The sequence below is a fragment of the Saccharothrix sp. HUAS TT1 genome (assembly GCF_040744945.1).
GTDB lineage: Bacteria > Actinomycetota > Actinomycetes > Mycobacteriales > Pseudonocardiaceae > Actinosynnema.
In genome coordinates, this window is sequence record NZ_CP160453.1 from 8,156,021 (window position 1) to 8,178,664 (window position 22,644).

Genomic DNA, 22,644 nt, shown 5'->3' on the forward strand with positions numbered 1-22,644 from the left:
TTCCGCGTGCCCAGGTGGGGGATCAACCGGTGGCTCTCGTGCGCCGCAGCGCTCAGAACCTGCTCGACATGTCCGATCGGCTGCACACCGTGCTGGAGGAGCAAGCCCGCATCCAGTTCGAGTCGGGCGTGGCCCCGGCCGAGGTGCGGTCGTGGCAGAACAGCCTGCCCGCGTTCCTCACCGACGTCGTGGAGGCCGGGCTCGGGCACGTCGAGGTGCTGCTGGAGCACAAGCTCCCGCACAACCCGAAACGCGTCGACGTCATCCTGTGCGGCACGCACCCGCGGCGTGGAACACCGTCCTACGTGCTGGTCGAGCTCAAGCAGTGGTCGAGCGCCGAGCCGGTCGGCGACGACCTGGTGCAGGTGCCCCACTACCCGGAGCCGGTCCTGCACCCCGTCGAGCAGGTGCGCCGGTACTGCGAGTACCTCGTGGACTCCACGCCCGCGCTGGCGGAACAGCCCGGCGCGGTGCACGGCCTCGCGTACTTGCACAACGCGTTGGAGTCGGGCGTCTGGCGGCTGCTCCAGTACGAGGTGGACGACTACGGCCGGCTCTACACGATGGACACGCGGTCGAGGATGGCCGACCGGTTGAGGACGTTGCTCGATCCCGATCCGACGTCGAGGGACGCGGCGAGCCGAGCCGCCGAGCACCTGCTGAACGCGAGGCACGCGCCGTCCAAGCCACTGCTCGACCTGGCGGCCCGCGAGATCCAGGACCGCGAGCAGTTCGTGCTGCTCGACGAGCAGCAGGTGGCGTACAGCGCGGTCATGCAGGCCGTCGAACGCGCGCGGACCAGCCGCACGCAGACGGTGGTGATCGTGCTCGGCGGGCCGGGCTCGGGCAAGAGCGTCATCGCGCTGAGCCTGCTCGGCGAACTGGCCCGGCTGAATCGCCGGGTCTACCACGCCACCGGCTCCAGCGCCTTCACGAGCACCCTGCGCAAGCTGGCGGGAAGGCGTTCGCCTCGGGTGCAGAGCATGTTCAAGTACTTCAACAGCTTCATGGACGCCGAGCCACGCGGCCTGGACGTGCTGATCTGCGACGAGGCGCACCGGGTCCGTGAGACCAGCGTCAACCGCTACACCAAGGCCGAAGCCCGTCAGCGGGCGCGGCGGCAGGTGACCGAGTTGATCGACGCCGCGCTGGTGCCGGTCTTCCTGCTGGACGAGCACCAGGTGGTGCGGCCGGGCGAGATGGGTTCGAAGCAGCAGATCGAGGCTGCCGCTCGCGCCCTCGGGTGCGAGGTGGAGGTCGTGCACCTGGCCGGCCAGTACCGGTGCGGCGGCTCGGAGTTCTTCGACACGTGGAGCGCGGGGCTGCTCGGGATCGGCCGACGCCGGGCAACGGCCTGGTCCGATCTCGTCACCCGCGACGACGAGGACTTCGTCGTGCGCGCCGCGCCCACACCGGCAGCGGTCGAGGAGTGGCTGCTGGCGCAGCAGGCGCGGTTCGGCGGCACGGCCCGCCTGGCGGCCGGTTACTGCTGGAAGTGGAGCGACCCGACGACGGTGGACGGGACGAAGGTGCTCGTGCCCGACGTTCGGATCGGCGACTGGCAGCGCCCGTGGAACGCGAAGCCCGGCAAACGGGTCCCGGACGCGCCCGAGTCGCACTACTGGGCCAGCGACGAGCGCGGCTTCGGCCAGGTCGGCTGCGTCTACACGGCTCAGGGCTTCGAGTACGACTGGGCCGGCGTGATCATCGGTCCCGATTTCGTCCGGCGGGACGGCCGGTGGGTAGCCCGTCGTGAGCACTCCCACGACCCGGCGGTGAAGAGCGCCACCGACGCGAACTTCCACGAGTTGATCAGGAACACCTACAAGGTGCTGCTCACCCGGGGGATGCGCGGGATGTGCGTCTGCTCGACGGATCCGGAGACGCAGGACTACCTGGAGACGATGGCACGCTGAGCGCCGCTCACCGGAAGTGGTGTCTCTGCGCGCCCGGCCGTTAGTGCGCGCGAGTGTTTTCGCTGCGCAGGCGGGTGAGGAGGACTCACGATCGTGTGCGACACCCGATGTTGTTGTCATGACCCAGCACCGACGAAGAGCGCGCAACCGCCGTCCCCGCCCCGACCCCGTCCGGGTGGAGGAGCTGGTCGCCTACCTGCGGGCCGATCGCGGTTGGCGGGATGAGGTGGCCAGGAGGCTCGTGGCCAGGCTCGACCAGCGACTGGTGCGGTCGGCGCGGTCGTACGGGTGTCGGCCCATAGCGCACGTGGCCGAGGAGTTGGACAGCCAGGCGTGCGTCGACCTCGGGCCCGGTGTCCCCTACCAGCTGGCGAAGGCGGTCTACGGGCAGGTGCGGCTGCGGGGTGCGGCGCGGTTGCGGCAGACGGCGCGCAGCCTGCGGGTGCTCGGCGTGTACCTGTGCGGCAGCGACCTGGCCGGTTGCCCGTGCACGGAGGCGCTGGCGCGCGACCCGCAGCAGGTGCGGGTGGACCGGGTGGTGAGCGGCGCGCTGGACGGCGCGGGGTTCTAGCGGCCATCGGGGTGACGTCGGTGGCGCACGGTGGCCGCGGGCCCGGCGGAGCTGGGCCGAGTGGACCGCGAGCATTACACCAATTCGGTGCGCTCCGGCGGCCGACACGTTTCGGAAGTCACTCACATGGGCAACATCGTCACCGTGGGTGAAATACGGATCGGCACGTCCGGCTGGCTCTACCCAGAGTGGCGCGGCGGCTTCTACCCGCGCGGGTTGCAGCAGCGGCTGGAGTTGCAGTTCCTGTCCCGGCGGCTGGACACGGTCGAGATCAACGGCTCGTTCTACGGGCTGCGCAAGCCGACCGACTACAAGTCGTGGTTCGAGCGCACCCCCGAGAACTTCGTGTTCGCCGTGAAGGCGCACCGCGAGATCACCCACATCAAGCGCCTGCGCGACGTCGGCAAGGACGTGGAGGAGTTCTTCTCCTCCGGTCTCCTCGACCTCGGCCCGAAGCTCGGCCCGGTCCTGTGGCAGCTGCCGCCGACGCTGCCGGCGCGACTCGACCGGCTGGCCGCGTTCCTCGACCTGCTGCCCGGCCCACCGGTGCGGCACGCGCTGGAGGTGCGCCACCCCAGCTGGGACACGCCCGAACTGGCCGAGCTGCTGGCCCGGCACAACGTCGCGCTCGTCGCCGCCGAGTCCGCGGGCCGCTTCCCGGAGCTGGACGAGCTGACCGCCGACTTCGCCTACGCCCGCCTGCACGGCGACCAGGAGCTGTACGTCAGCGCGTACTCCGACGACGCCCTCGACCGCTGGGCCTCCCGGCTCCGCGAGTGGTCGGCGGAGAGGGACGTTTACGCCTACTTGGACAACACGATGCGCGGCGCCGCGCCGTTCGACGCCCTCGCCCTGGCCGAACGGCTCGCCTGACCAACGGGCTCAACCGAGCCGGGCACGCGGTCCAGCACCACGCCGAAGTGCTCGGCATAGGCGTCGAGCAGCGCGTCGTCGCCCAGCTCCTCGGTCACCTTCCCCCCGTCGGTGGTGGTGATCAGCTTGTCGCCCGCGATGGTGACCCGCCCGGTCGGCGTGGGCAGCGAGCACGTCGCGGCACGGCGGAACGGCGACCCCGGCCACGTCTGCTGGTACCAGCACGTGGCGCGGAACTCGTCCAGCTCGCGCGGCCGGAGTTCGAGGCGGTACTGGGGCACGCCGTCGAACAGCACGTCCACGTCGCCCTCGGGCGTGTCGACCAGCCGGAACACCCCGGCGGGGTCGTGCTGGTCGTCCCGTGTGGACAGGTCCAGCGGCCGCAGGCCGAACCGCCCGAACCCGACGTCCACCAGCAGGTCCCCGACCCGCAGCGCCAGGTGGTCGAACGGCGGCCCGTACCCGCCGTCCGCGAACACCTTGGCCGACAACATCCGCACGTCGTGCCCCAGCGCCCCGAGCAACGCCGCGAACGCCCCGTTCAACTCGTAGCAGAACCCGCCGCGCCGCCGGTTGACGATCTTGTCCACCAGCAGCTCCGCGTCGAGCACGACGGGCTCCCCGAGGTGGATGCTCAAGTTCTCGAAGGGCACCGTCGCAACGTGCCGTTCGTGCAGCTCGACCAGGGTGCTGTCACGCGTCGCGCCGATCCTGGCCAGGTAGGCGTCGAGCATCCGGTCGTCCATGGGCCCAACTTGCACCATCGAGTGCGATGGAGGTCAAGAAGGCGTCCTCCACCGCGCTTCGACCGAGCCGTCGTCGCGGACGAGGAACACGGACAGCCGCATCGCGATCACCGCCGTTTCGACCGTGGCCAGCAACGCGCGGTAGGTCGGCATGTCGGGGAACGCGAACGCCACCTCGTCGTCGGGGTGGGCCTGCCGGAGTTGGAGCACTTTCAGCACCGCACTCGCGAACCAATGACGCGCTTGTGTGGCGGGTTGAGCCGGTTTGACCTCGTCAGCGCGCCGCGGATCGGCGTAGAACCTCGACGGGTATCCCTTGACCTCGACGTGCAGCAGTACCCCGGCGCGCTCGGCCCGGATGTCGGTGCCGTGCTCACGGGCCGCGGTGTCCGCCACCCCCAGCAACTTCCACCCCTCGTCCTCCAACCACGCGGCAGCCCGACCTTGGACCACCTCCTCGCGGCGGTCCACTTCGACGGCGGCAGCCGCTACCGGACGCGGGGGCGCGGGCTCGCCGGGATCGAGCAGGCGGTTGCGGATGGGTCTGGCCAGGTCCTCCCGCGCGATCCGTCCTTCCTGCGCCAGCCTGCGGCAACAGCCGTTGACCTGCTGGTGGACGACGTGCAGCGCGGTTGCGATCTCGGCGTCGGCAAGACCCGCCGGGTGCTCCTCGAGCAACCGGAGGACGCGGTCGGCGAGCCTCACACCGGCATCCTGCCATCAGGAAGCGGGTACGTCGAAGATCATTCGGGTACCACTGGTGGGTGACAGGTGAGGTTCGCATCGGGACGTCGGGCTGGGTGTACCCGACCTGGCGTGGCGCGTTCTACCCCAAAGGACTGGTGCAGCGGCGGGAGTTGGAGCACATCTCGGGGTTGATGTCGTCGGTCGAGCTGAACGGCTCGTTCTACTCCCTCCAGCGCCCGGCGAGCTACCAGGCGTGGTCGCGGCAGACGCCGGACGACTTCCTGTTCGCGGTCAAGGGCGGGCGGTTCATCACGCACCTCAAGCAGTTGCGCGACGTCGAGGTCCCGCTGGCCAACTTCTTCGCCTCCGGCGTGCTGGCGCTCGGGCCCAAGCTCGGCCCGTTCCTCTGGCAGCTGCCGCCCAAGCTCGGCCTCGACCCGGAACGCCTGACCCGCTTCTTCGACCTCCTCCCCCGCACCACCGCCGGCGCTGCCGAGCTGGCCGAGCGCCACGACGACCGGCTGCCCGCCGAACGCGCCTGGACCACCACCGACGCCGACCGGCCGCTGCGGCACGCGCTGGAGGTCCGGCACCCGTCGTTCCTCGTCCCCGAGTTCCACGACCTGCTCCGCGCGCACGACGTCGCCCTGGTCGTCTCGCACTCCGCCGGCCGGTTCCCCTACCTCGAAGACGTCACCACCGACTTCGCCTACCTCCGCCTGCACGGCAGCGACGCCCTCTACATGGGCAGCTACTCCGACGACGCCCTGGACGCCTGGGCCGACAAGATCCGCGCGTGGGCCGCCGACCACGACGTCTACGTCTACTTCGACAACGACACCGACGCGGTCGCCCCGCACGACGCCCTCCGCCTCGCGGAACGCTTCACGCTGTCCCAAACCCACACCTTCAGGTGAACCAAGGTCAACTCGCCCCCACACCACCGCCGATCCCAGCACTCTGGAGCGGTGGAGGTGACCCCGATGAAGACTCTCGTGGCGGTCCTGGCCCTGACCGCCGGCACCCTGACCACCGGCGGCACGGCGGTGGGACAACCCGCTCCCGCGTGCGACCGCGGCGAGTTCTGCGTCTGGTCGGGCGCCGGGTACACCGGCGACGTCCACCGCCTCGACCTGGAGTCCGCGAACCCGCGCGAGTGCATCCCGCTGCCCGCCGGCTTCACGGCCCGCTCGTTCGTCAACAACCTGACCCGCGACACGTCCGTCTACCAGCGGGAGACGTGCTCGACCGAGTCCGAGTTCACCACCTACCCGGGCAAGGGCACCTACGTCCCGGACGCACCGTTCGTGGTGCGCGCGATCCAGGTCTGGGAACCGTGAGCTACCCGCCACCGCCGCTGCCACCGCGGTACCTGTGGGTCCCGGCGCCGCACGCGCGCCGCATCCGCACGACGTGCCGACGGGTCGCCCTGCTGCTGATCGCCTCCTGCCTCGCGCTGGTCCCGCTCCTCGCGCTGCTCGGCGGTCGGCTGCCTCCCCTGCACCCGGCGCTCGGCGTCCTCGGCTGGACCTTCGCGGGCAGCAGCGTGGTCATGGTGGTCCTGGCGGGCGTCTTCCTCTTCGCCGCTCGACGCCACGTGTCGATCGAGCACCTCGACCTCCGGAAGGTCCGCGAACTGCGCTCGGGGATCGTCGTGGCGTGGGCGTCGTCGCTCTTCACGACCACGTTCGCCTTCACCGGCCTGTCGCTGGGCGTGTCGTCGGCGCCGCTCAGCCCGGACGCCCGCACCACCTCCTGGCCCACCGTGTGGGCGCTCGTGCTCCTGCTGGCCACGCCCTTCGTGCTCACCAGCATCGCCCTGGTCACGGGTCGACGGCTGCTCGCACCACTCCGGCAGCCCTGACGGGCACGCCGATCGCCAGCACCGCCGTGTCGTCCTCCACACCCGTGCCGAACCGGTGCAGCAGGCCGGTGATCGCCTCCACCGCGCCGGCCGCCGTGGTCGGGCCGAGGGCGGCGGCGAACTCCAGCAGCTCCTCCTCGCTGTACCGCGTGTCCACCCCGGTCCTGGCCTCGATCAGGCCGTCCGTGTACAGCACGAACGTGTCGCCCGGTCCCAGGTGGACGGTGGTGGTGACGACGTTGGCGTCGGGCAGGATGCCGATCAGCTGACCGCCGGGCATCTCCACGTAGTCGACCGCGCCGTCCGCGCGCAGCAGCAGGCCGGGCGGGTGGCCGCCGGCGGCGAGGGTGAGCGCGCAGCCGTCCGGGCCGACCTCCACCACGCCGAACGTCACCGTGCAGAAGCGCGGGTAGCCGTCGCTCTGCTCCTGGTTGAGCACGGCGTTCAGGTTGGTCAGCACGGTGGCCGGGTCCGGGTCGTACACGGCGGCCGACCGCAGCGTGTAGCGGGTCAGCGACGTCACCGCCGCCGCGTTCGCGCCCTTGCCGCACACGTCGCCGAGGAACAGCGCCCACCGGCCGTCGGCCAGCGGGAACAGGTCGTAGAAGTCGCCGCCGACCTCGAACGACGACGCGTGGTGGTAGTGCGTGGCGGTGTCGACGCCCGGCACGGGCGGCAGCACCGGCGGCAGCAGGGTGCGCTGGAGGGTGATCGCGAGCCGCCGGATCTCGTCGCGCTCCCGCTCGGCCGCCTGCCGGGCCCGCAGCAGCTCCTGCTCGTAGGACCGGCGGTCGCGCGCGTCGAACACCGTGGTGCGGATCAGCAGCGGCTCGCCGTCGTCGCCGGTCTTGACGGCCGAGTTGACCAGCACCGGCAGCCGCGCGCCGCCGGCGCCGACCATCTCCAGCGCCACGCCGCCGATCTCGCCCTGCATCCGCAGCAGCGGCGCGAAGTGGGTCTCGTGGTAGAGCTTGCCGCCGACGGTGAGCAGGTCGGCGAACCGCCGCCGGCCGACCAGCTCCTCGCGCTCGTACCCGAGCCACCGCAGCAGGGTGCCGTTCACCTTCGCGATGTGCCCGTCCAGCATGGTCGACAGGTAGCCGCACGGCGCGTTCTCGTAGAGGTCGTCGGCGCTGTCCTCCAACAACGCCGAGAACAGCCCCCGGTCGTGGTCCGGGTCGTTCCCCGTGCCGCACATCACCTCTGGTCCGCCGTCGCCGCCGACCAGCCGAGGTGGTTGCCGTCCAGCGAGTCGGCCGGCACCCCGATCACGACCGCCACCGAGTGCCCGACGAAGACCGCGTCGCGCAGGTCCGGCTCGCGGCAGGGGTCCAGCACGTCGGCGACGTGCCCGTCGAGCGTCGAGTGCCGCCGCGCGTCCCACCGAAGCCGTGGACGAGGACCACGACGGGGCCGTCGGCGGCGCCGGTCACGACCACTTTGTTCCTGCTTCTCGCGTCCACCCCGGTCATCCTTCCACTTCCACCGGCCGCATACCGCTTGACGACCGGGCCCCGCGACCCCCACCGGCACGTGCGGGCCGGATTTGTCGGTGGTCGGCGCTACCGTGCCGGGCATGAGGATGTCCACCGCCACCGAGCTGACCGCCGAGCACCACGCCCAGCTGGCCGAGCTCGGCCTGCGCGTCGACCACCTGGACGAGGCGATCTGGGCCGGGGTCGACGCCCGGTCGTCCGCGCCGCCGCTGGGCCCGACCAACGGCGCCGGCCTGCTGGACTGGATCCACCGGGTCGGCAGGCTCAGGGAAGTCCTCGTCGCCGAGGGCTGGACGCGGGTCGACAAGTGGAACGCCGGGCTCGTCCAGCACCCCGCGAAACCCGTCGTGCTCGGCACCCTCCAGGGCAACCGGCACACCGGCACGCCCGGCGCGCCGCTGCGCAGCGACTACGCCAAGGGCCCGGCCATCGCCGCCATGATGCGCGGCAACGACCGGGACCAGTTCACCCTGTTCGACTCGCTGCACGCGCACGAGTGGAAGCTGTGGTTCCTGGTCACCTACCCGCACCAGGAGGGTGAGCGGCTGGTCGTGCTGCGCGAGGTGGCGCAGCCGGAGCCCACCCCGCAGGGCCAGGTCGTGGACCGGTGGGCGCACCGGATCCCGCTGCCACCGCTGGTGTTCGGCCCGCTGCCGGCGCCACGCGGCGCGGACGGCCCCGACGACGTCGACGTGACCGTCACGCCGCGCCGGTAGGCGGGTGCGAGAATGGCGCGATCATGCTCACGCCCTCCCGCCTCGTCCTGGCCCGGACCCGTCGCGGCCTCACCGCGGTGGAGCTGGCGCGCAAGTCAGGCACGAGCCCGGCGAGCATCGGCGACTACGAGCACGGCCGCCGCCAACCACGACCGGCCACCACCGCCAGGCTCACCCAGGCCCTCGGCGTGCCGCCGGGCTTCCTCGAAGCCGACGACGTGCCCGAGGTCGAGGTGGCGTTCAGCCGACCGGCGGCCAAGCGGCACCGGGACGCCGCGACCGCCGCCGCCCGCCTGGCCATCGGCTTCGACGGTTGGCTGACCCGCGCGTTCACCTTCCCCGAACCGGACGTGCCGACGTGGGAGCACCCGGACCCCGAGACGGCGGCCGAGGTGGTGCGCGCCCGCTGGGGCATCCCGCACCGGCCCGCGCCCAACATGATCCACCTGCTGGAGGCGCACGGCGTCCGGGTCTTCTCCCTGCCGCCGGACTGCGCCGCCGCGGGCCCGTTCTCGTGCCGCCACGCCGGCACCCCGTACGTCTTCCTGGACCCGACCGCCTCCCCCGACCAGGCCCGCTTCGACGCCGCCCGCGAGCTGGGCAGGCTCACCGGCAACGCCGACGCGCAAACGTTCGCGACCGCGTTCCTGCTGCCCCGCGCCGGTGTGCTGGCCGCCGTGCCGCGCGGCGCGCTCACCCAGCAGGTCGTCGCGCACAGCACCACCTGGCACGTCGCCCCGCCCACCCTGGCGCACCGCCTGCGCGACCTCGGCCTGCTCACCCGTGCCCAGCACTCGACCGTGTGCGCCCAGCTGGCCCGCCGCACCACCGGCATGGCCCGCCGCGAGACGTCCCAGCTGCTCACCAAGGTCTTCCGCGCCCTGCGCGCCCAGGGCACCACGCCGCACGGCGTCGCCCGCGAGCTGCTGCTCGACGTGGAGGAGCTGAACGGGCTGGTGTTCGGCCTCGTGCTCACCGCGCTGCCCGGCCGGGGCGGCACCGACCGACCCGCCAGACCGAACCTGACCCTCGTCCGGAGGTAACCCGTGGACCAGCCCCTCACCGCCGCCGAGCTGTTCGACGCCGTCGGCCAGGGCTACGAGGACGCCTTCGGCCGTCCGCCGGCCGTGGACGAAGCGGTGCGGTCGCTGCTCGACCGGCTGCCCGCGCACGCCAGGGTCCTCGACATCGGCAGCGGCACGGGCAGGCCGGCAGCCGAAGACCTCGCGGCGGCCGGGCACGACGTGGTCGGCGTGGACGTCTCGGCCGCCATGGTCGACATCGCCCGCCGCCAGGTGCCGGGAGCCCGGTTCGTGCACGCCGACATCCGCGAGTGGGAGTCGCCGGACGCGAGCTGGGACGCGGTGTGCGCGTTCTTCCCGTTCCTGCAGATGACCCGCGACGAGGTGACCGACGTGCTGGCCAGGATCGCCCGCTGGCTCCGGCCGGGCGGGCTGCTGGCGCTGGTCACCGTGCCGATGGACGTCGAAGGTCTCGACGTGGGGTTCCTCGGCCACACCGTGCGCCTGACCAGCTTCGCCGCGCCCGACCTGGTCGACCGGGTGACCCGGGCCGGGCTGGTGGTGCTGGACACCCGCAGCACCGTCTTCTCCCCCGACCGGGAGGGCCAGCCCGACGAGGAGCACCTGTTCGTGCTCGCTCAGGCCCAGACCCCGGCCGCCTCCTTGACGTAGTCGTCGAACAGCCGCCCGTCGTGCCCCAGCACGGAGGGCACCCCGTCGGACACCGCGGCGTCGTGGCCGTCGCGGATCGCGACCAGCGACATCGTCAGGATCTCGGAGTACTCCGCCGAGAAACCGGCGCCCACCAGCATCGCGGTGTACTCGGCCGCGGGCACGTCCACCACCCGGATCGACCGGCCCGACACCTCGCCGATCCGCGCCAGCGCGTCCTCGAAGGACAGCCCCTCCGGCGCGGACAGGTCGTACGCGACGCCGGCGTGCCCGTCCTGGGTCAACGCCGCCACCGCCACGTCGGCGATGTCCTGCGCGTCGATGAACGCGTGCGCGCCCCGACCGCCCGCGGGCAGCACGACCTCACCCGCCAGCACCTGCGCCAGGAAGTAGTCCTCGCTGAAGTTCTGCGCGAACCACGTCGGCCGCAGGATCGTCCAGTCCACACCGGACTCGCGCACCGCGCGCTCGCGCCCGTCCTCCGGCGGGATGCCGCGGGCCGACAGCAGCACGAGCCGCCGCACACCCGCGTCCACCGCCCGCGACACGAACGCGCCCACCTCCGCGTCGTCCAGGTTCAGCCCGATCGGCACGAGGTAGGCGGCGGTGACGCCGTCGAGGGCGGCGTCCCACGTGGACGGGTCCGACCAGTCGAAGCGGATGTCGGTGCTGCGGGACACCGGGCGGTTGGCGACGCCCAGGGCGTCGAGAGCGGACACGACGCGGCGACCGGTCTTGCCGGTGCCGCCGATAACCAGGATCGTCATGCCACCAGCCAATCAAGGTCGTGCTGGGCGGAACATGGCCGACCGTCCCGGTTCCATGTTCAATCGTCTACGTGGACGCTCTCACCGATCTCCTGCGCGGCGTGCACGCGCAACGCGCCGACGTGTGCCGCTCGTTCGCCTCACCGCCGTGGTCGGTGACGTACTCCGGGACGGCGCCGTTCACGCTCGTCACCGCCGTGCGCGGGGACGCGTGGCTGGTGGTCGAGGACGGCCCGAACGTCCTCGTTCGACCGGGTGACGTCGGGCTGGTCCGCCGGTCGTCCTTCGTGCTGGCCGACAACCCGGCCACGCCGCCGCGGATCACGCTCAGCGAACCGGACTGCGAGCAGTGGCGCGTCGGCACCCGCACCTACGGCTTCGACACCGAGGGCGAGACGGTGGTGATCACCGCCGGCTACGACGTCGAGGGCAGTGCGGCCCACCGGCTGCTCGACGCCCTGCCGACGGCGCTGGTCGTGCCGTGCGAGGACGAGGAGTGCCCCACGCTGACCCTGCTGGCCTCGGAGGTCGCCAAGGACCAGCCGGGGCAGGAGCTGATCCTCGAACGGCTGCTGGACCTGCTGCTGACGTACGTGCTGCGGGAGTGGTTCGACCGGCCCGGCGCGAACACGCCCGGCTGGTACCGGGCGCTGGGTGACGACGTCGTCGGCCCGGCCCTGCGCGCGATCCACGACGAGCCGCAGCGCGCGTGGACGGTCGCGGAACTCGCGGCGCGCGCGGGGGTGTCGCGGGCGGCGTTGGCGCGGAGGTTCACGTCGCTGGTCGGCGTGCCGCCGTTGACTTACCTGACCGAGTGGCGCATGGACGTCGCCGCCACCCTGCTGACCCAACCGGACGCGACGGTGGATTCGGTGGCGCGCGCGGTCGGCTATGGCGACGGTTTCGCCTTCAGCACGGCGTTCAAGAGGGTGCGCGGTGTTCGGCCGAGCGATCACCGTGTGGTAGCTCTGCGGGCATGAACCTGGAAGACCTGCGGGACGCGCTGCGCCGGTTCGCCGCCGCGCGCGACTGGGACGAGTACCACACCCCGAAGAACCTCGTGATGGCGTTGTCCGGCGAGGTCGGCGAGCTGACCGACCTGTTCCAGTGGCTCACGCCCGAGCAGGCCGCGCACGCGATGGACGACCCGGAGCTGGCGTGGAACGTGCGTGACGAGCTGGCCGACGTCATGCACTACCTGGTGCGGCTGGCGGACAAGCTGGACGTCGACCTGGTCGAGGCCGCGTTCGCCAAGATCGAGCGCAACGAGCGCCGGTTCCCGACCGGCGACCTGAAGCCCGTCGAGTGAGCCGCTAGACGTAGGTCAGCAGGAGCAGGACCAGGGCGACGAGGAGGACCAGACCGAGCAGGGCCGGTGCCCACACCGGGGGAGCTGACGACGACGGGCGGGCACGGGAGTGCCTGCCGCACTGCCTGTTCCGCCTGCGCGCTCGCCACGGCACCGGCGCCTCCCTGGTCCACTCTCCGCTGTTCATGCGGATTACCGTATGGACGGACCGAGGACCCACCGGGCGCGTCACCCACTCGCCGCGAGAGCGTCGCCCGAACAGCGGTGAAGGCCGCCGGAAAGTGACGGTTCCGCCTGGGGTGGAAAGCGGCGCAGAACGCAGAAAAGCCCTCAGGGGCACTTGGATAACCAAGTGCCCCTGAGGGAAGAATTGTTCGGCGGCGTCCTACTCTCCCACACCCTCACGAGTGCAGTACCATCGGCGCTGGAAGGCTTAACTACCGGGTTCGGAATGGGACCGGGTGTTCCCCAACCGCTATGACCACCGAAACACTATGAAATTACCAACCCGTAGGCACCCCGACCCACCCCCTGAAGCTCGACCACTCGGTCGAAGGGGTGGACCGTGATGGTCCGGTTCGGCTCTCTCAGAACCGCACAGTGGATGCGTAGCGCCTTCATGACAAGTCCTCGGCCTATTAGTACCGGTCAACTCCAGCCGTTACCGACCTTCCATCTCCGGCCTATCAACCCAATGGTCTCTTGGGGGCCTTAACCCACAAAGGGTGGGATACCTCATCTAGGAACAGGCTTCCCGCTTAGATGCTTTCAGCGGTTATCCCTTCCGAACGTAGCCAACCAGCAATGCCCTTGGCAGGACAACTGGCACACCAGAGGTCCGTCCGTCCCGGTCCTCTCGTACTAGGGACAGCCTTCCGCAAGTATCCTACGCGCGCGGCGGATAGGGACCGAACTGTCTCACGACGTTCTAAACCCAGCTCGCGTACCGCTTTAATGGGCGAACAGCCCAACCCTTGGGACCTACTCCAGCCCCAGGATGCGACGAGCCGACATCGAGGTGCCAAACCATGCCGTCGATATGGACTCTTGGGCAAGATCAGCCTGTTATCCCCGGGGTACCTTTTATCCGTTGAGCGACCACGCTTCCACAAGCCATGGCCGGATCACTAGTTCCGACTTTCGTCCCTGCTCGACCCGTCGGTCTCACAGTCAAGCCCCCTTGTGCACTTGCACTCGACACCTGATTGCCAACCAGGCTGAGGGAACCTTTGAGCGCCTCCGTTACCCTTTGGGAGGCAACCGCCCCAGTTAAACTACCCACCAGGCACTGTCCCTGATCCGGATCACGGACCGAGGTTAGACATCCAGTACGACCAGAGTGGTATTTCAACGACGACTCCACAACCACTGGCGTGGCCGCTTCACAGTCTCCCACCTATCCTACACAAGCCGAACCGAACACCAATACCAAGCTATAGTAAAGGTCCCGGGGTCTTTCCGTCCTGCCGCGCGTAACGAGCATCTTTACTCGTAGTGCAATTTCGCCGGGCCTGTGGTTGAGACAGTCGAGAAGTCGTTACGCCATTCGTGCAGGTCGGAACTTACCCGACAAGGAATTTCGCTACCTTAGGATGGTTATAGTTACCACCGCCGTTTACTGGCGCTTAAGTTCTCAGCTTCGCCCCGAAGAGCTAACCGGTCCCCTTAACGTTCCAGCACCGGGCAGGCGTCAGTCCGTATACATCGTCTTGCGACTTCGCACGGACCTGTGTTTTTAGTAAACAGTCGCTTCTCGCTGGTCTCTGCGGCCGAAAAATCCTAGCCCGCAAGGGGCTTCAAATCCCTCGGCCCCCTTCTCCCGAAGTTACGGGGGCATTTTGCCGAGTTCCTTAACCACAGTTCGCCCGATCGCCTCGGTATTCTCTACCTGACCACCTGTGTCGGTTTGGGGTACGGGCCGCATGAACACTCACTAGAGGCTTTTCTCGGCAGCATGGGATCACCCTACTTCGCCTCAATCGGCTATGCATCACGTCTCAGGATATATGAACCGCGGATTTGCCTACGATTCTCCCTACACGCTTACACCAGTACTACCACTCACTGGCGGAGCTACCCTCCTGCGTCACCCCATCGCTTGACTACTACAAGTTCAGGTCCCGCGCTCCACGTAGTCCCTCGTCCGAAGACTCGGAACAGGCTTTGGGCGGTTAGTATCACAAGGTTCGCCATGGGCGCGTTCACACGGGTACGGGAATATCAACCCGTTGTCCATCGACTACGCCTGTCGGCCTCGCCTTAGGTCCCGACTTACCCTGGGCGGATTAGCCTGGCCCAGGAACCCTTGGTCATCCGGCGGCAGAGTTTCTCACTCTGCTTTCGCTACTCATGCCTGCATTCTCACTCGTCCAGCCTCCACACCTGGATTCCTCCGGCGCTTCGATGGCTGAACGACGCTCCCCTACCCATCCCAGCTTGCGCTGAAATGACACGGCTTCGGCGGTGTGCTTGAGCCCCGCTACATTGTCGGCGCAGGACCACTTGACCAGTGAGCTATTACGCACTCTTTAAAGGGTGGCTGCTTCTAAGCCAACCTCCTGGTTGTCTGGGCGACCCCACATCCTTTCCCACTTAGCACACACTTAGGGGCCTTAGCCGGCGTTCTGGGCTGTTTCCCTCTCGACTACGAAGCTTATCCCCCGCAGTCTCACTGCCGCGCTCTCACGTACCGGCATTCGGAGTTTGGTTGATTTCGGTAAGCTTGTGGGCCCCCTAGACCATCCAGTGCTCTACCTCCGGCACGAAACACACGACGCTGCACCTAAATGCATTTCGGGGAGAACCAGCTATCACGGAGTTTGATTGGCCTTTCACCCCTAACCACAGCTCATCCCCCAGGTTTTCAACCCTGGTGGGTTCGGGCCTCCACGCGGTCTTACCCACGCTTCACCCTGGCCATGGCTAGATCACTCCGCTTCGGGTCTAGACCACGCGACTATAGGCGCCCTATTCGGACTCGCTTTCGCTACGGCTACCCCACACGGGTTAACCTCGCCACGCAGCACTAACTCGCAGGCTCATTCTTCAAAAGGCACGCCGTCACCCCTAAAGGCTCCGACGGATTGTAGGCACACGGTTTCAGGTACTATTTCACTCCCCTCCCGGGGTACTTTTCACCTTTCCCTCACGGTACTAGTCCGCTATCGGTCACCAGGGAGTATTTAGGCTTAGCGGGTGGTCCCGCCAGATTCACAGCAAATTCCACGAGCTCGCTGCTACTTGGGAACACTGTAAGAAGACGGTGAGTTTTCACGTACGGGACTTTCACCCTCTACGGCCACGCTTTCCAGACGCGTTCCGCTAACGACACCGTTTTATGACTCCTTGCCGCTCGGCAGAACTGACGAACAGGTCCCACGACCCCGCACACGCAACCCCTGCCGGGTATCACACGAATACGGTTTAGCCTCTTCCGCTTTCGCTCGCCACTACTCACGGAATCACGGTTGTTTTCTCTTCCTGCGGGTACTGAGATGTTTCACTTCCCCGCGTTCCCTCCACACGCCCTATGTGTTCAGGCGTGGGTGACCCCACATGACTGAGGCCGGGTTTCCCCATTCGGAAATTCTTGGATCTCAGCTCGGTTGACAGCTCCCCAAGACTTATCGCAGTCTCCTACGTCCTTCATCGGCTCCTGGTGCCAAGGCATCCACCGTGTGCCCTTAATAACTTGCCACAAAGATGCTCGCATCCACTGTGCAGTTCTCAAAGAACAACCAGACACCATCTCTTCCCTGCCAACGCCTACCGGCAACCCGGCGGTTCGAAGACTGAGACAGCCCTGTCGTTTCTCGCTGAGGAAAACACTCACGTGTTCTCTCAGGACCCAACAGCGTACCGAACAGAAGCTTTGAACCCTCTGAAGACCCTTCCACGCCCGCAAGCGGACAGTACTAACTCTCCAGACAACCCGAAGTCCTGCATATAGCCAGCATCCACAATAATGAGCTCCACCCGACGATCGTTCGCCGCCGGCGTGGCCTCCGAACCCGACCGAGATCGAGTCCGCAGATGCTCCTTAGAAAGGAGGTGATCCAGCCGCACCTTCCGGTACGGCTACCTTGTTACGACTTCGTCCCAATCGCCAGTCCCACCTTCGACCGCTCCCCCCAGCAAGCTGGTTGGGCCACGGGCTTCGGGTGTTACCGACTTTCGTGACGTGACGGGCGGTGTGTACAAGGCCCGGGAACGTATTCACCGCAGCGTTGCTGATCTGCGATTACTAGCGACTCCGACTTCACGGGGTCGAGTTGCAGACCCCGATCCGAACTGAGACCGGCTTTGTGGGATTCGCTCCACCTCACGGCTTAGCAGCCCTCTGTACCGGCCATTGTAGCATGTGTGAAGCCCTGGACATAAGGGGCATGATGACTTGACGTCATCCCCACCTTCCTCCGAGTTGACCCCGGCAGTCTCCCATGAGTCCCCGCCATAACGCGCTGGCAACATGGAACGAGGGTTGCGCTCGTTGCGGGACTTAACCCAACATCTCACGACACGAGCTGACGACAGCCATGCACCACCTGTACACCGGCCACAAGGGGGCCAATATCTCTACTGGTTTCCAGTGCATGTCAAGCCCAGGTAAGGTTCTTCGCGTTGCATCGAATTAATCCACATGCTCCGCCGCTTGTGCGGGCCCCCGTCAATTCCTTTGAGTTTTAGCCTTGCGGCCGTACTCCCCAGGCGGGGTGCTTAATGCGTTAGCTGCGGCACGGAGGACGTGGAAGTCCCCCACACCTAGCACCCACCGTTTACGGCGTGGACTACCAGGGTATCTAATCCTGTTCGCTCCCCACGCTTTCGCTCCTCAGCGTCAGTATCGGCCCAGAGACCCGCCTTCGCCACCGGTGTTCCTCCTGATATCTGCGCATTTCACCGCTACACCAGGAATTCCAGTCTCCCCTGCCGAACTCAAGTCTGCCCGTATCGACTGCAGGCTCCACGTTAAGCGTGAAGTTTTCACAGCCGACGCAACAAACCGCCTACGAGCTCTTTACGCCCAATAATTCCGGACAACGCTCGCACCCTACGTATTACCGCGGCTGCTGGCACGTAGTTAGCCGGTGCTTCTTCTGCAGGTACCGTCACTCACGCTTCGTCCCTGCTGAAAGAGGTTTACAACCCGAAGGCCGTCATCCCTCACGCGGCGTCGCTGCATCAGGCTTTCGCCCATTGTGCAATATTCCCCACTGCTGCCTCCCGTAGGAGTCTGGGCCGTGTCTCAGTCCCAGTGTGGCCGGTCACCCTCTCAGGCCGGCTACCCGTCGTCGCCTTGGTAGGCCATTACCCCACCAACAAGCTGATAGGCCGCGGGTCCATCCCATACCGCCGGAACTTTCCACCCACCCCCATGCAGAGGCAGGTCATATCCGGTATTAGACCTAGTTTCCCAGGCTTATCCCAGAGTACAGGGCAGGTTACCCACGTGTTACTCACCCGTTCGCCGCTCGTGTACCCCGAAGGGCCTTACCGCTCGACTTGCATGTGTTAAGCACGCCGCCAGCGTTCGTCCTGAGCCAGGATCAAACTCTCCAATAAGGAATGAGTTCGATCGCTCCGAACAACACTGACAAGTAATGTCAGTTGTCCAGTAACAATCTCAAAGGAAAACCTCTTGACGAGGTCATACAATTTACTGGCTATTCGGCACGCTGTTGAGTTCTCAAAGAACACGCGCTCACCATCACGTCCCGCGTCTTACCGCGGTTCATTCCGGGGCTTTGTGTTTCCGGTGTTTCGCTTGTGGTGAAAGCTTAGCGGGTTCGTTTTCGCGGTGTCAAATCGGCCGTTTCGACCTGCTCGACCCCGCGTTGAAGTCGCCCTGCATTCACTTTGTCTTCCGCCGCGCTCCGTTCCGGTCTCTCTCCGGCCCGTTCCGCGCTGGCAGAGAGAAAGTTACACCCCGCCCAACGCGGAGACAAATCGGGGGTCCGGAAGCACATCTCCGCAGGTAGTACCCCCTGCGAGGGCCCTCAAACCGGATCATGTGTGACCGGGGCCACTCAAACGAGTTTTCCGTGCGGCGCGGACGGCAGGTGGACGGCCACCGACAGCCCCCCTCCGGGCACCGCTGTGGCGTGCACCTGACCCTCGTGAGCTGCGACAGCGGCCCGCACGATGGACAGGCCGAGCCCGGTGCCCGTGCGCGCGGTCCGATCGGTGCCACCTCGGCGGAACGGCTCGAACAGCTCCTCCACCCGGTCCGGCGCGATGAGCTGCCCCGACGACGAGACCCGCAGCAACGTCCACTCGGGCCCGCCCTCGGTGCGCACCTCGATCCACCCCCCGGGCAGGTTGTGCCGCACGGCGTTCTCCAGCAGGTTCCCGGCGATCCGCTCCAGCAGCGCCGGGTCGCCGACGGCGGGCGCCGGCGCGGGCAGGAACGACACCCGCAGCTGGCGCTGCTCCGCCTCCGGCCGGGCCGCCCGCCACGCGGACTCGACCACGGCGTTCAGGTCGACCGGCTCACGCACCGCCAGCCCGAGCCCGTCCGTGCGCGCGAGCAGCAGCAACGCGCTGACCAGCTGCTCGGCCCGTTCCGTCGCGGCACGCACCACACCCGCCATCCGGCGCAGCTCGTCGGCGTCGGCGTCCGGATCGGCGAGCGTCACGTCCAGCTCGGTCCGGATGACGGCCAGCGGTGTGCGCAGCTCGTGGGAGGCGTTGGCGACGAACCGGCGTTGCGACTCGAACGCCGCCTGCAGCCGGTCGAGCATCTCGTCGAACGTGTCGGCCAGCTCGGCGACCTCGTCGCGGGGGCCGTCCAGGCGCAGCCGTTCGCCCAGCGACTCGGCGGACAGGCGGCGGGCCGCGTCGGTGACGTCGTGCACGGGTTGCAGCACGCGGCCGGTGATGGTCCACGCGAGCAACGCCGCAGCGGCGACCACGCAGAGGAACGCGATCGAACCGGACCGCAGCACGTCGTCACGGGCCTGTTCGCCGAGGAGGTCCATCAACGCGCCTGCGTCGACCTCGCGACCGTCGACCACGACCGTGCTGCCGTCGGCGAAGCGGGGCGAGGAGGCGATGACCCGGCCGACGAGGAGCCAGCCGAGCAGGAGCAGCAGGCCGCTGACGAACGCGACCAGACCGGTCGCGAGGAGGGTGAGCCGCGTGCGCAGCCCCGGTCCGCGCCTGCGGGCCAGCTCAGAGTTCAGCGCGGGCCTTCTTCGGGGAAACCTGCCGTGGGCACGCGGTAGCCGGAGCCGACCACCGTGTCGATGATGCCCGGCTCGCCGAGCTTCTTGCGCAGCGTCATGACGGTGACGCGCACGGTGGTGGTGAACGGGTCGGCGTTCTCGTCCCAGACGCGCTCCAGCAGCTCTTCGCTGGAGACCACCGACCCCTTGGCGGCCAGCAGCACCTCCAGCACGCCGAACTCCTTGCGGGTCAGCTCGACGGGCTGGCCGGCGCGGCGGACCGTGCGGCGGGCCGGGTCGAGTTCGACGTCACGGGCGGTGAGCAGCGGCGGGGTGGCCGGGGTGGCGCGGCGGGCGAGGGCGCGGACGCGGGCGACCAGCTCGGGGAACGCGAAGGGCTTGGCGAGGTAGTCGTCGGCGCCGAGGGACAGGCCCGCGACGCGGTCGTCGACGCCGGCGCTCGCGGTGAGCATCATGACCCTGGTCAGGGCGCCGGAGCTGAGGATTTCCTTGCACAGCTCGTCACCGGACATGCCGGGCAGGTCGCGGTCGAGCACGACCACGTCGTACCTGGTCACGGTCGACTTCTCGTGGCCTGTCTCGCCGTCGTAGGCGACGTCAACGGCCATGCCCTCGCGCCGCAGGCCACGCGCGATCGCGTCGGCCAGCGGCACCTCGTCCTCGACTACCAGGATCCGCACGTGTCAACGGTGCCACAGATGCCTGAGAGGCTGCTTAGCGTCGGCGCCGAGTGTTGAACTCGGGTGTCCTGGACGTAGGACTCTCGCGTTCCGAGCGTAGGACTCTCGCGGTCGGGAGGTAGGACACGCGCGGGGCGGGCCGCGGCCCCGGTCGGGCGGCGCCGAGGCCGGAGCACGTGGCTCGCGGGGCCTGGCGCCGGTGTGGCCGACCGGGGACGCGGGGTCCGGCTCACTTCTCGGCGGTCGCGCCGACCTCCGCGGGCTCGGCGGCGGCCACCACCCACTCGGTGATGCGGCGGGAGACGTCCTGCGCGGTCAGGCCGACGTCGGCCAGCACCTCGGCGCGCTCGCCGTGCTCCTGGAACGCCTGCGGGACGCCCAGGTCGCGCAGCGGGGTGTCCACCGACGCGTCGCGCAGCGCCGCGGCCAGCGCCCAGCCGAAGCCGCCGTGCCGGCCGCCGTCCTCGACGGTGACGACGAGCCGGTGCCCGGCGGCCATCGCGACCAGGTCCGCGGGCACCGGGAACACCCAGCGCGGGTCGACCACGGTGACGCCGATGCCCTGGTCGGCCAGCCGTTGCGCGGCGGCCAGGCCCAGTTCGCCGAACGCTCCGACGGTGACCAGCAGCACGTCCTCGCCGGACCGGTGCAGCACGTCGACCGCGCCGACGCGCTCCAGCGCGGGCAGGTCCGGCCCGACCGACGCCTTCGGGTAGCGCACCACGGACGGCGCATCGGAGATCCGGACGGCCTCGCGCAGCTCCTCGCGCAGCGACGCGGCGTCACGCGGCGCGGCGACGTGGATGCCGGGGATCAGGCCGCAGATCGACAGGTCCCACATGCCGTGGTGGGACGCGCCGTCGGGACCGGTGATGCCGGCGCGGTCGAGCACGACGGTGACGCCCTGCTTGTGCATGGCGACGTCCATGAGCAGCTGGTCGAACGCCCGGTTGAGGAACGTCGCGTAGATGGCCACCACCGGGTGCATGCCGCCCATGGCGAGGCCGGCGGCGGAGGTCATGGCGTGCTGCTCGGCGATGCCGACGTCGAAGCAGCGCTCCGGGTAGAGGCCCGCGAACTTGTCCAGCCCCGTCGGGCCGCGCATGGCGGCGGTGATGGCGACCAGGTCGGGCCGCTCGCCGCCCAGCGCCGCCAGCTCCTCCGCGAACACGTGGGTCCACGTGCGCTTGGACGGGCCGATGTTCTCGCCGGTGATGGGGTCGATGATGCCGGTGGCGTGCATCTGGTCGGCTTCGTGGTTCTCGGCGGGCGCGAAGCCGTTGCCCTTGCGGGTGACGGTGTGCACGATGACCGGTCCGCCGAACGACTTGGCGCGCCGCAGCGCGGACTCCAGCACCGCGTGGTCGTGGCCGTCGACGGGGCCGATGTACTTCAGGCCGAGGTCTTCGAACATGGCCTGCGGGCTCAGCGCGTCCTTGATGCCGCGCTTGGCCGCGTGCAGGGCCGCGTAGACGGGCTTGCCGACGAACGGGGTGCCCTGGAGGGCGTTCTTGCCGCGTTCCAGGGCGCGCTCGTAACCGGGTTGCAGGCGCAGCGACGACAGGTGGTCGGCCAGGCCGCCGATGGTGGGCGAGTACGAGCGGCCGTTGTCGTTGACCACGATGACCACGGACCGGTCGACGCCGGAGGCGATGTTGTTCAACGCCTCCCAGCACATGCCGCCGGTCAGCGCGCCGTCGCCGACGACCGCGACGACGTGCCGGCGCTGCCCGCCGAGCTGGTAGGCCTTGGCCAGGCCGTCGGCGTAGGACAGGGCGGTCGAGGCGTGGCTGTTCTCCTCGACGTCGTGCTCGCTCTCGGACCGCGACGGGTAGCCGGACAGGCCGCCCTTCTGGCGCAGCGTGTCGAACCCGTCGCGGCGACCGGTGAGGATCTTGTGCACGTAGCTCTGGTGACCGGTGTCGAACACGATCGAGTCGTGCGGCGAGTCGAAGACCCGGTGCACGGCCATGGTCAGCTCGACCACGCCCAGGTTCGGCCCGAGGTGGCCGCCGGTCCGGGAGACCTTGTCGACCAGGAAGCGCCGGATCTCCTCCGCCAGCCGGACCAGCTCCTCGGCCCCCAGCCGTTTCAGATCCGCCGGTCCGTGCACGGATTCCAGCAGCGTCACTAGCTCCACC

At 68.6% G+C, this 22,644-nt stretch carries 20 protein-coding genes and 3 rRNA genes; 11 read left to right on the plus strand and 12 right to left on the minus strand.

The features are described from left to right. Nucleotides 1-29 precede the first annotated feature (29 nt). From AB0F89_RS35665 to AB0F89_RS35675, 3 genes are all read left to right on the plus strand, one after another. Nucleotides 30-1,916 carry a DNA/RNA helicase domain-containing protein gene (locus AB0F89_RS35665; RefSeq protein ID WP_367130625.1) on the plus strand — a complete coding sequence of 629 codons (1,887 nt, stop codon included), beginning with the start codon at nt 30-32 and terminating at the stop codon, nt 1,914-1,916. A gap of 118 nt (nt 1,917-2,034) precedes the next feature. Further along, a complete protein-coding gene (locus AB0F89_RS35670; RefSeq protein ID WP_367130627.1) occupies nt 2,035-2,487 on the plus strand; it encodes a hypothetical protein in 453 nt (150 codons plus the stop codon). Nucleotides 2,488-2,622: 135 nt separating this feature from the next. Continuing rightward, nucleotides 2,623-3,360 carry a DUF72 domain-containing protein gene (locus AB0F89_RS35675; protein ID WP_367139149.1) on the plus strand — a complete coding sequence of 246 codons (738 nt, stop codon included), beginning with the start codon at nt 2,623-2,625 and terminating at the stop codon, nt 3,358-3,360. On the opposite strand, the gene AB0F89_RS35680 is transcribed toward AB0F89_RS35675, so the two are convergent. Both AB0F89_RS35680 and AB0F89_RS35685 read right to left on the minus strand, forming a co-directional pair. Then, a complete protein-coding gene (locus AB0F89_RS35680) occupies nt 3,291-4,106 on the minus strand; it encodes an arylamine N-acetyltransferase (RefSeq protein WP_367130629.1) in 816 nt (271 codons plus the stop codon). The genes AB0F89_RS35675 and AB0F89_RS35680 overlap by 70 nt on opposite strands. A 33-nt stretch (nt 4,107-4,139) precedes the next feature. Further along, on the minus strand, nt 4,140-4,811 hold the full coding sequence (locus AB0F89_RS35685) for a hypothetical protein (RefSeq protein ID WP_367130631.1): 672 nt from the start codon (nt 4,809-4,811) through the stop codon (nt 4,140-4,142). Between the two features lie 59 nt (nt 4,812-4,870). Between AB0F89_RS35685 and AB0F89_RS35690 the strand changes: the two genes are divergently transcribed. From AB0F89_RS35690 to AB0F89_RS35700, 3 genes are all read left to right on the plus strand, one after another. Next, nucleotides 4,871-5,710 carry a DUF72 domain-containing protein gene (locus AB0F89_RS35690; RefSeq protein WP_367130633.1) on the plus strand — a complete coding sequence of 280 codons (840 nt, stop codon included), beginning with the start codon at nt 4,871-4,873 and terminating at the stop codon, nt 5,708-5,710. 66 nt (nt 5,711-5,776) lie between these two features. Continuing rightward, entirely contained in the window at nt 5,777-6,133 is a 357-nt protein-coding gene (locus AB0F89_RS35695) for a peptidase inhibitor family I36 protein (RefSeq protein ID WP_367130635.1), read from the plus strand. Continuing rightward, nucleotides 6,130-6,657: a hypothetical protein gene (locus AB0F89_RS35700; RefSeq protein WP_367130637.1), complete on the plus strand. Its 528-nt coding sequence runs from the start codon at nt 6,130-6,132 to the stop codon at nt 6,655-6,657. The genes AB0F89_RS35695 and AB0F89_RS35700 overlap by 4 nt, the downstream gene beginning before the upstream one ends. On the opposite strand, the gene AB0F89_RS35705 is transcribed toward AB0F89_RS35700, so the two are convergent. Together AB0F89_RS35705 and AB0F89_RS35710 are read right to left on the minus strand one after the other, a co-directional pair. Beyond that, complete coding sequence (locus AB0F89_RS35705; RefSeq protein ID WP_367130639.1) at nt 6,617-7,855, minus strand: PP2C family protein-serine/threonine phosphatase; 1,239 nt, start codon at nt 7,853-7,855, stop codon at nt 6,617-6,619. The genes AB0F89_RS35700 and AB0F89_RS35705 overlap by 41 nt on opposite strands. Then, nucleotides 7,855-7,995 (minus strand): hypothetical protein, encoded by a 141-nt coding sequence (locus AB0F89_RS35710; protein WP_367130641.1) that lies wholly within the window; start codon nt 7,993-7,995, stop codon nt 7,855-7,857. Before AB0F89_RS35710 ends, AB0F89_RS35705 begins: the two co-directional genes overlap by 1 nt. Before the next feature lie 238 nt (nt 7,996-8,233). Here AB0F89_RS35710 and AB0F89_RS35715 point away from each other — a divergent pair, with 238 nt between their 5' ends. From AB0F89_RS35715 to AB0F89_RS35725, 3 genes are read left to right on the plus strand one after another with little or no spacing between them, the layout of a single operon-like run. Continuing rightward, on the plus strand, nt 8,234-8,869 hold the full coding sequence (locus tag AB0F89_RS35715; RefSeq protein WP_367130642.1) for a hypothetical protein: 636 nt from the start codon (nt 8,234-8,236) through the stop codon (nt 8,867-8,869). Nucleotides 8,870-8,892: 23 nt separating this feature from the next. Beyond that, nucleotides 8,893-9,912 (plus strand): ImmA/IrrE family metallo-endopeptidase, encoded by a 1,020-nt coding sequence (locus AB0F89_RS35720; RefSeq protein WP_367130644.1) that lies wholly within the window; start codon nt 8,893-8,895, stop codon nt 9,910-9,912. A 3-nt stretch (nt 9,913-9,915) separates the two neighbouring features. Next, the gene (locus AB0F89_RS35725) at nt 9,916-10,563 is read left to right on the plus strand and encodes a class I SAM-dependent methyltransferase (RefSeq protein ID WP_367130646.1); all 648 of its coding nucleotides are present in this window, start codon (nt 9,916-9,918) and stop codon (nt 10,561-10,563) included. On the opposite strand, the gene AB0F89_RS35730 is transcribed toward AB0F89_RS35725, so the two are convergent. Continuing rightward, nucleotides 10,530-11,330: an NAD(P)H-binding protein gene (locus tag AB0F89_RS35730; RefSeq protein WP_367130648.1), complete on the minus strand. Its 801-nt coding sequence runs from the start codon at nt 11,328-11,330 to the stop codon at nt 10,530-10,532. The two genes, AB0F89_RS35725 and AB0F89_RS35730, sit on opposite strands and share 34 nt — an antisense overlap. A 71-nt stretch (nt 11,331-11,401) precedes the next feature. Between AB0F89_RS35730 and AB0F89_RS35735 the strand changes: the two genes are divergently transcribed. Both AB0F89_RS35735 and AB0F89_RS35740 read left to right on the plus strand, forming a co-directional pair. Beyond that, nucleotides 11,402-12,310, plus strand: coding sequence for an AraC family transcriptional regulator (locus tag AB0F89_RS35735; protein ID WP_367130650.1), 909 nt, complete (start codon nt 11,402-11,404; stop codon nt 12,308-12,310). Next, nucleotides 12,307-12,639 carry a nucleotide pyrophosphohydrolase gene (locus tag AB0F89_RS35740; protein ID WP_367130652.1) on the plus strand — a complete coding sequence of 111 codons (333 nt, stop codon included), beginning with the start codon at nt 12,307-12,309 and terminating at the stop codon, nt 12,637-12,639. Before AB0F89_RS35735 ends, AB0F89_RS35740 begins: the two co-directional genes overlap by 4 nt. A 4-nt stretch (nt 12,640-12,643) precedes the next feature. Here the strand turns inward: AB0F89_RS35740 and AB0F89_RS35745 are convergent, their stop codons facing one another. From AB0F89_RS35745 to dxs, 7 genes are all read right to left on the minus strand, one after another. Continuing rightward, nucleotides 12,644-12,826, minus strand: a complete 183-nt coding sequence (locus AB0F89_RS35745; RefSeq protein WP_367130654.1) for a hypothetical protein — start codon at nt 12,824-12,826, stop codon at nt 12,644-12,646. A gap of 185 nt (nt 12,827-13,011) precedes the next feature. Beyond that, nucleotides 13,012-13,128 (minus strand): 5S ribosomal RNA (gene rrf, locus AB0F89_RS35750). A 129-nt stretch (nt 13,129-13,257) separates the two neighbouring features. Continuing rightward, nucleotides 13,258-16,336, minus strand: a 23S ribosomal RNA gene (locus AB0F89_RS35755). A gap of 346 nt (nt 16,337-16,682) precedes the next feature. After that, nucleotides 16,683-18,201 (minus strand): 16S ribosomal RNA (locus tag AB0F89_RS35760). Together the 16S, 23S and 5S rRNA genes form the textbook arrangement of a ribosomal RNA operon. A 464-nt stretch (nt 18,202-18,665) precedes the next feature. Further along, nucleotides 18,666-19,652, minus strand: a complete 987-nt coding sequence (locus AB0F89_RS35765) for a sensor histidine kinase (RefSeq protein WP_367130656.1) — start codon at nt 19,650-19,652, stop codon at nt 18,666-18,668. Nucleotides 19,653-19,816: 164 nt separating this feature from the next. Then, the gene (locus tag AB0F89_RS35770) at nt 19,817-20,503 is read right to left on the minus strand and encodes a response regulator transcription factor (protein ID WP_073895327.1); all 687 of its coding nucleotides are present in this window, start codon (nt 20,501-20,503) and stop codon (nt 19,817-19,819) included. Nucleotides 20,504-20,732: 229 nt separating this feature from the next. Continuing rightward, a complete protein-coding gene (dxs, locus tag AB0F89_RS35775) occupies nt 20,733-22,634 on the minus strand; it encodes a 1-deoxy-D-xylulose-5-phosphate synthase (protein WP_367130658.1) in 1,902 nt (633 codons plus the stop codon). Between the last annotated feature and the right edge of the window lie 10 nt (nt 22,635-22,644).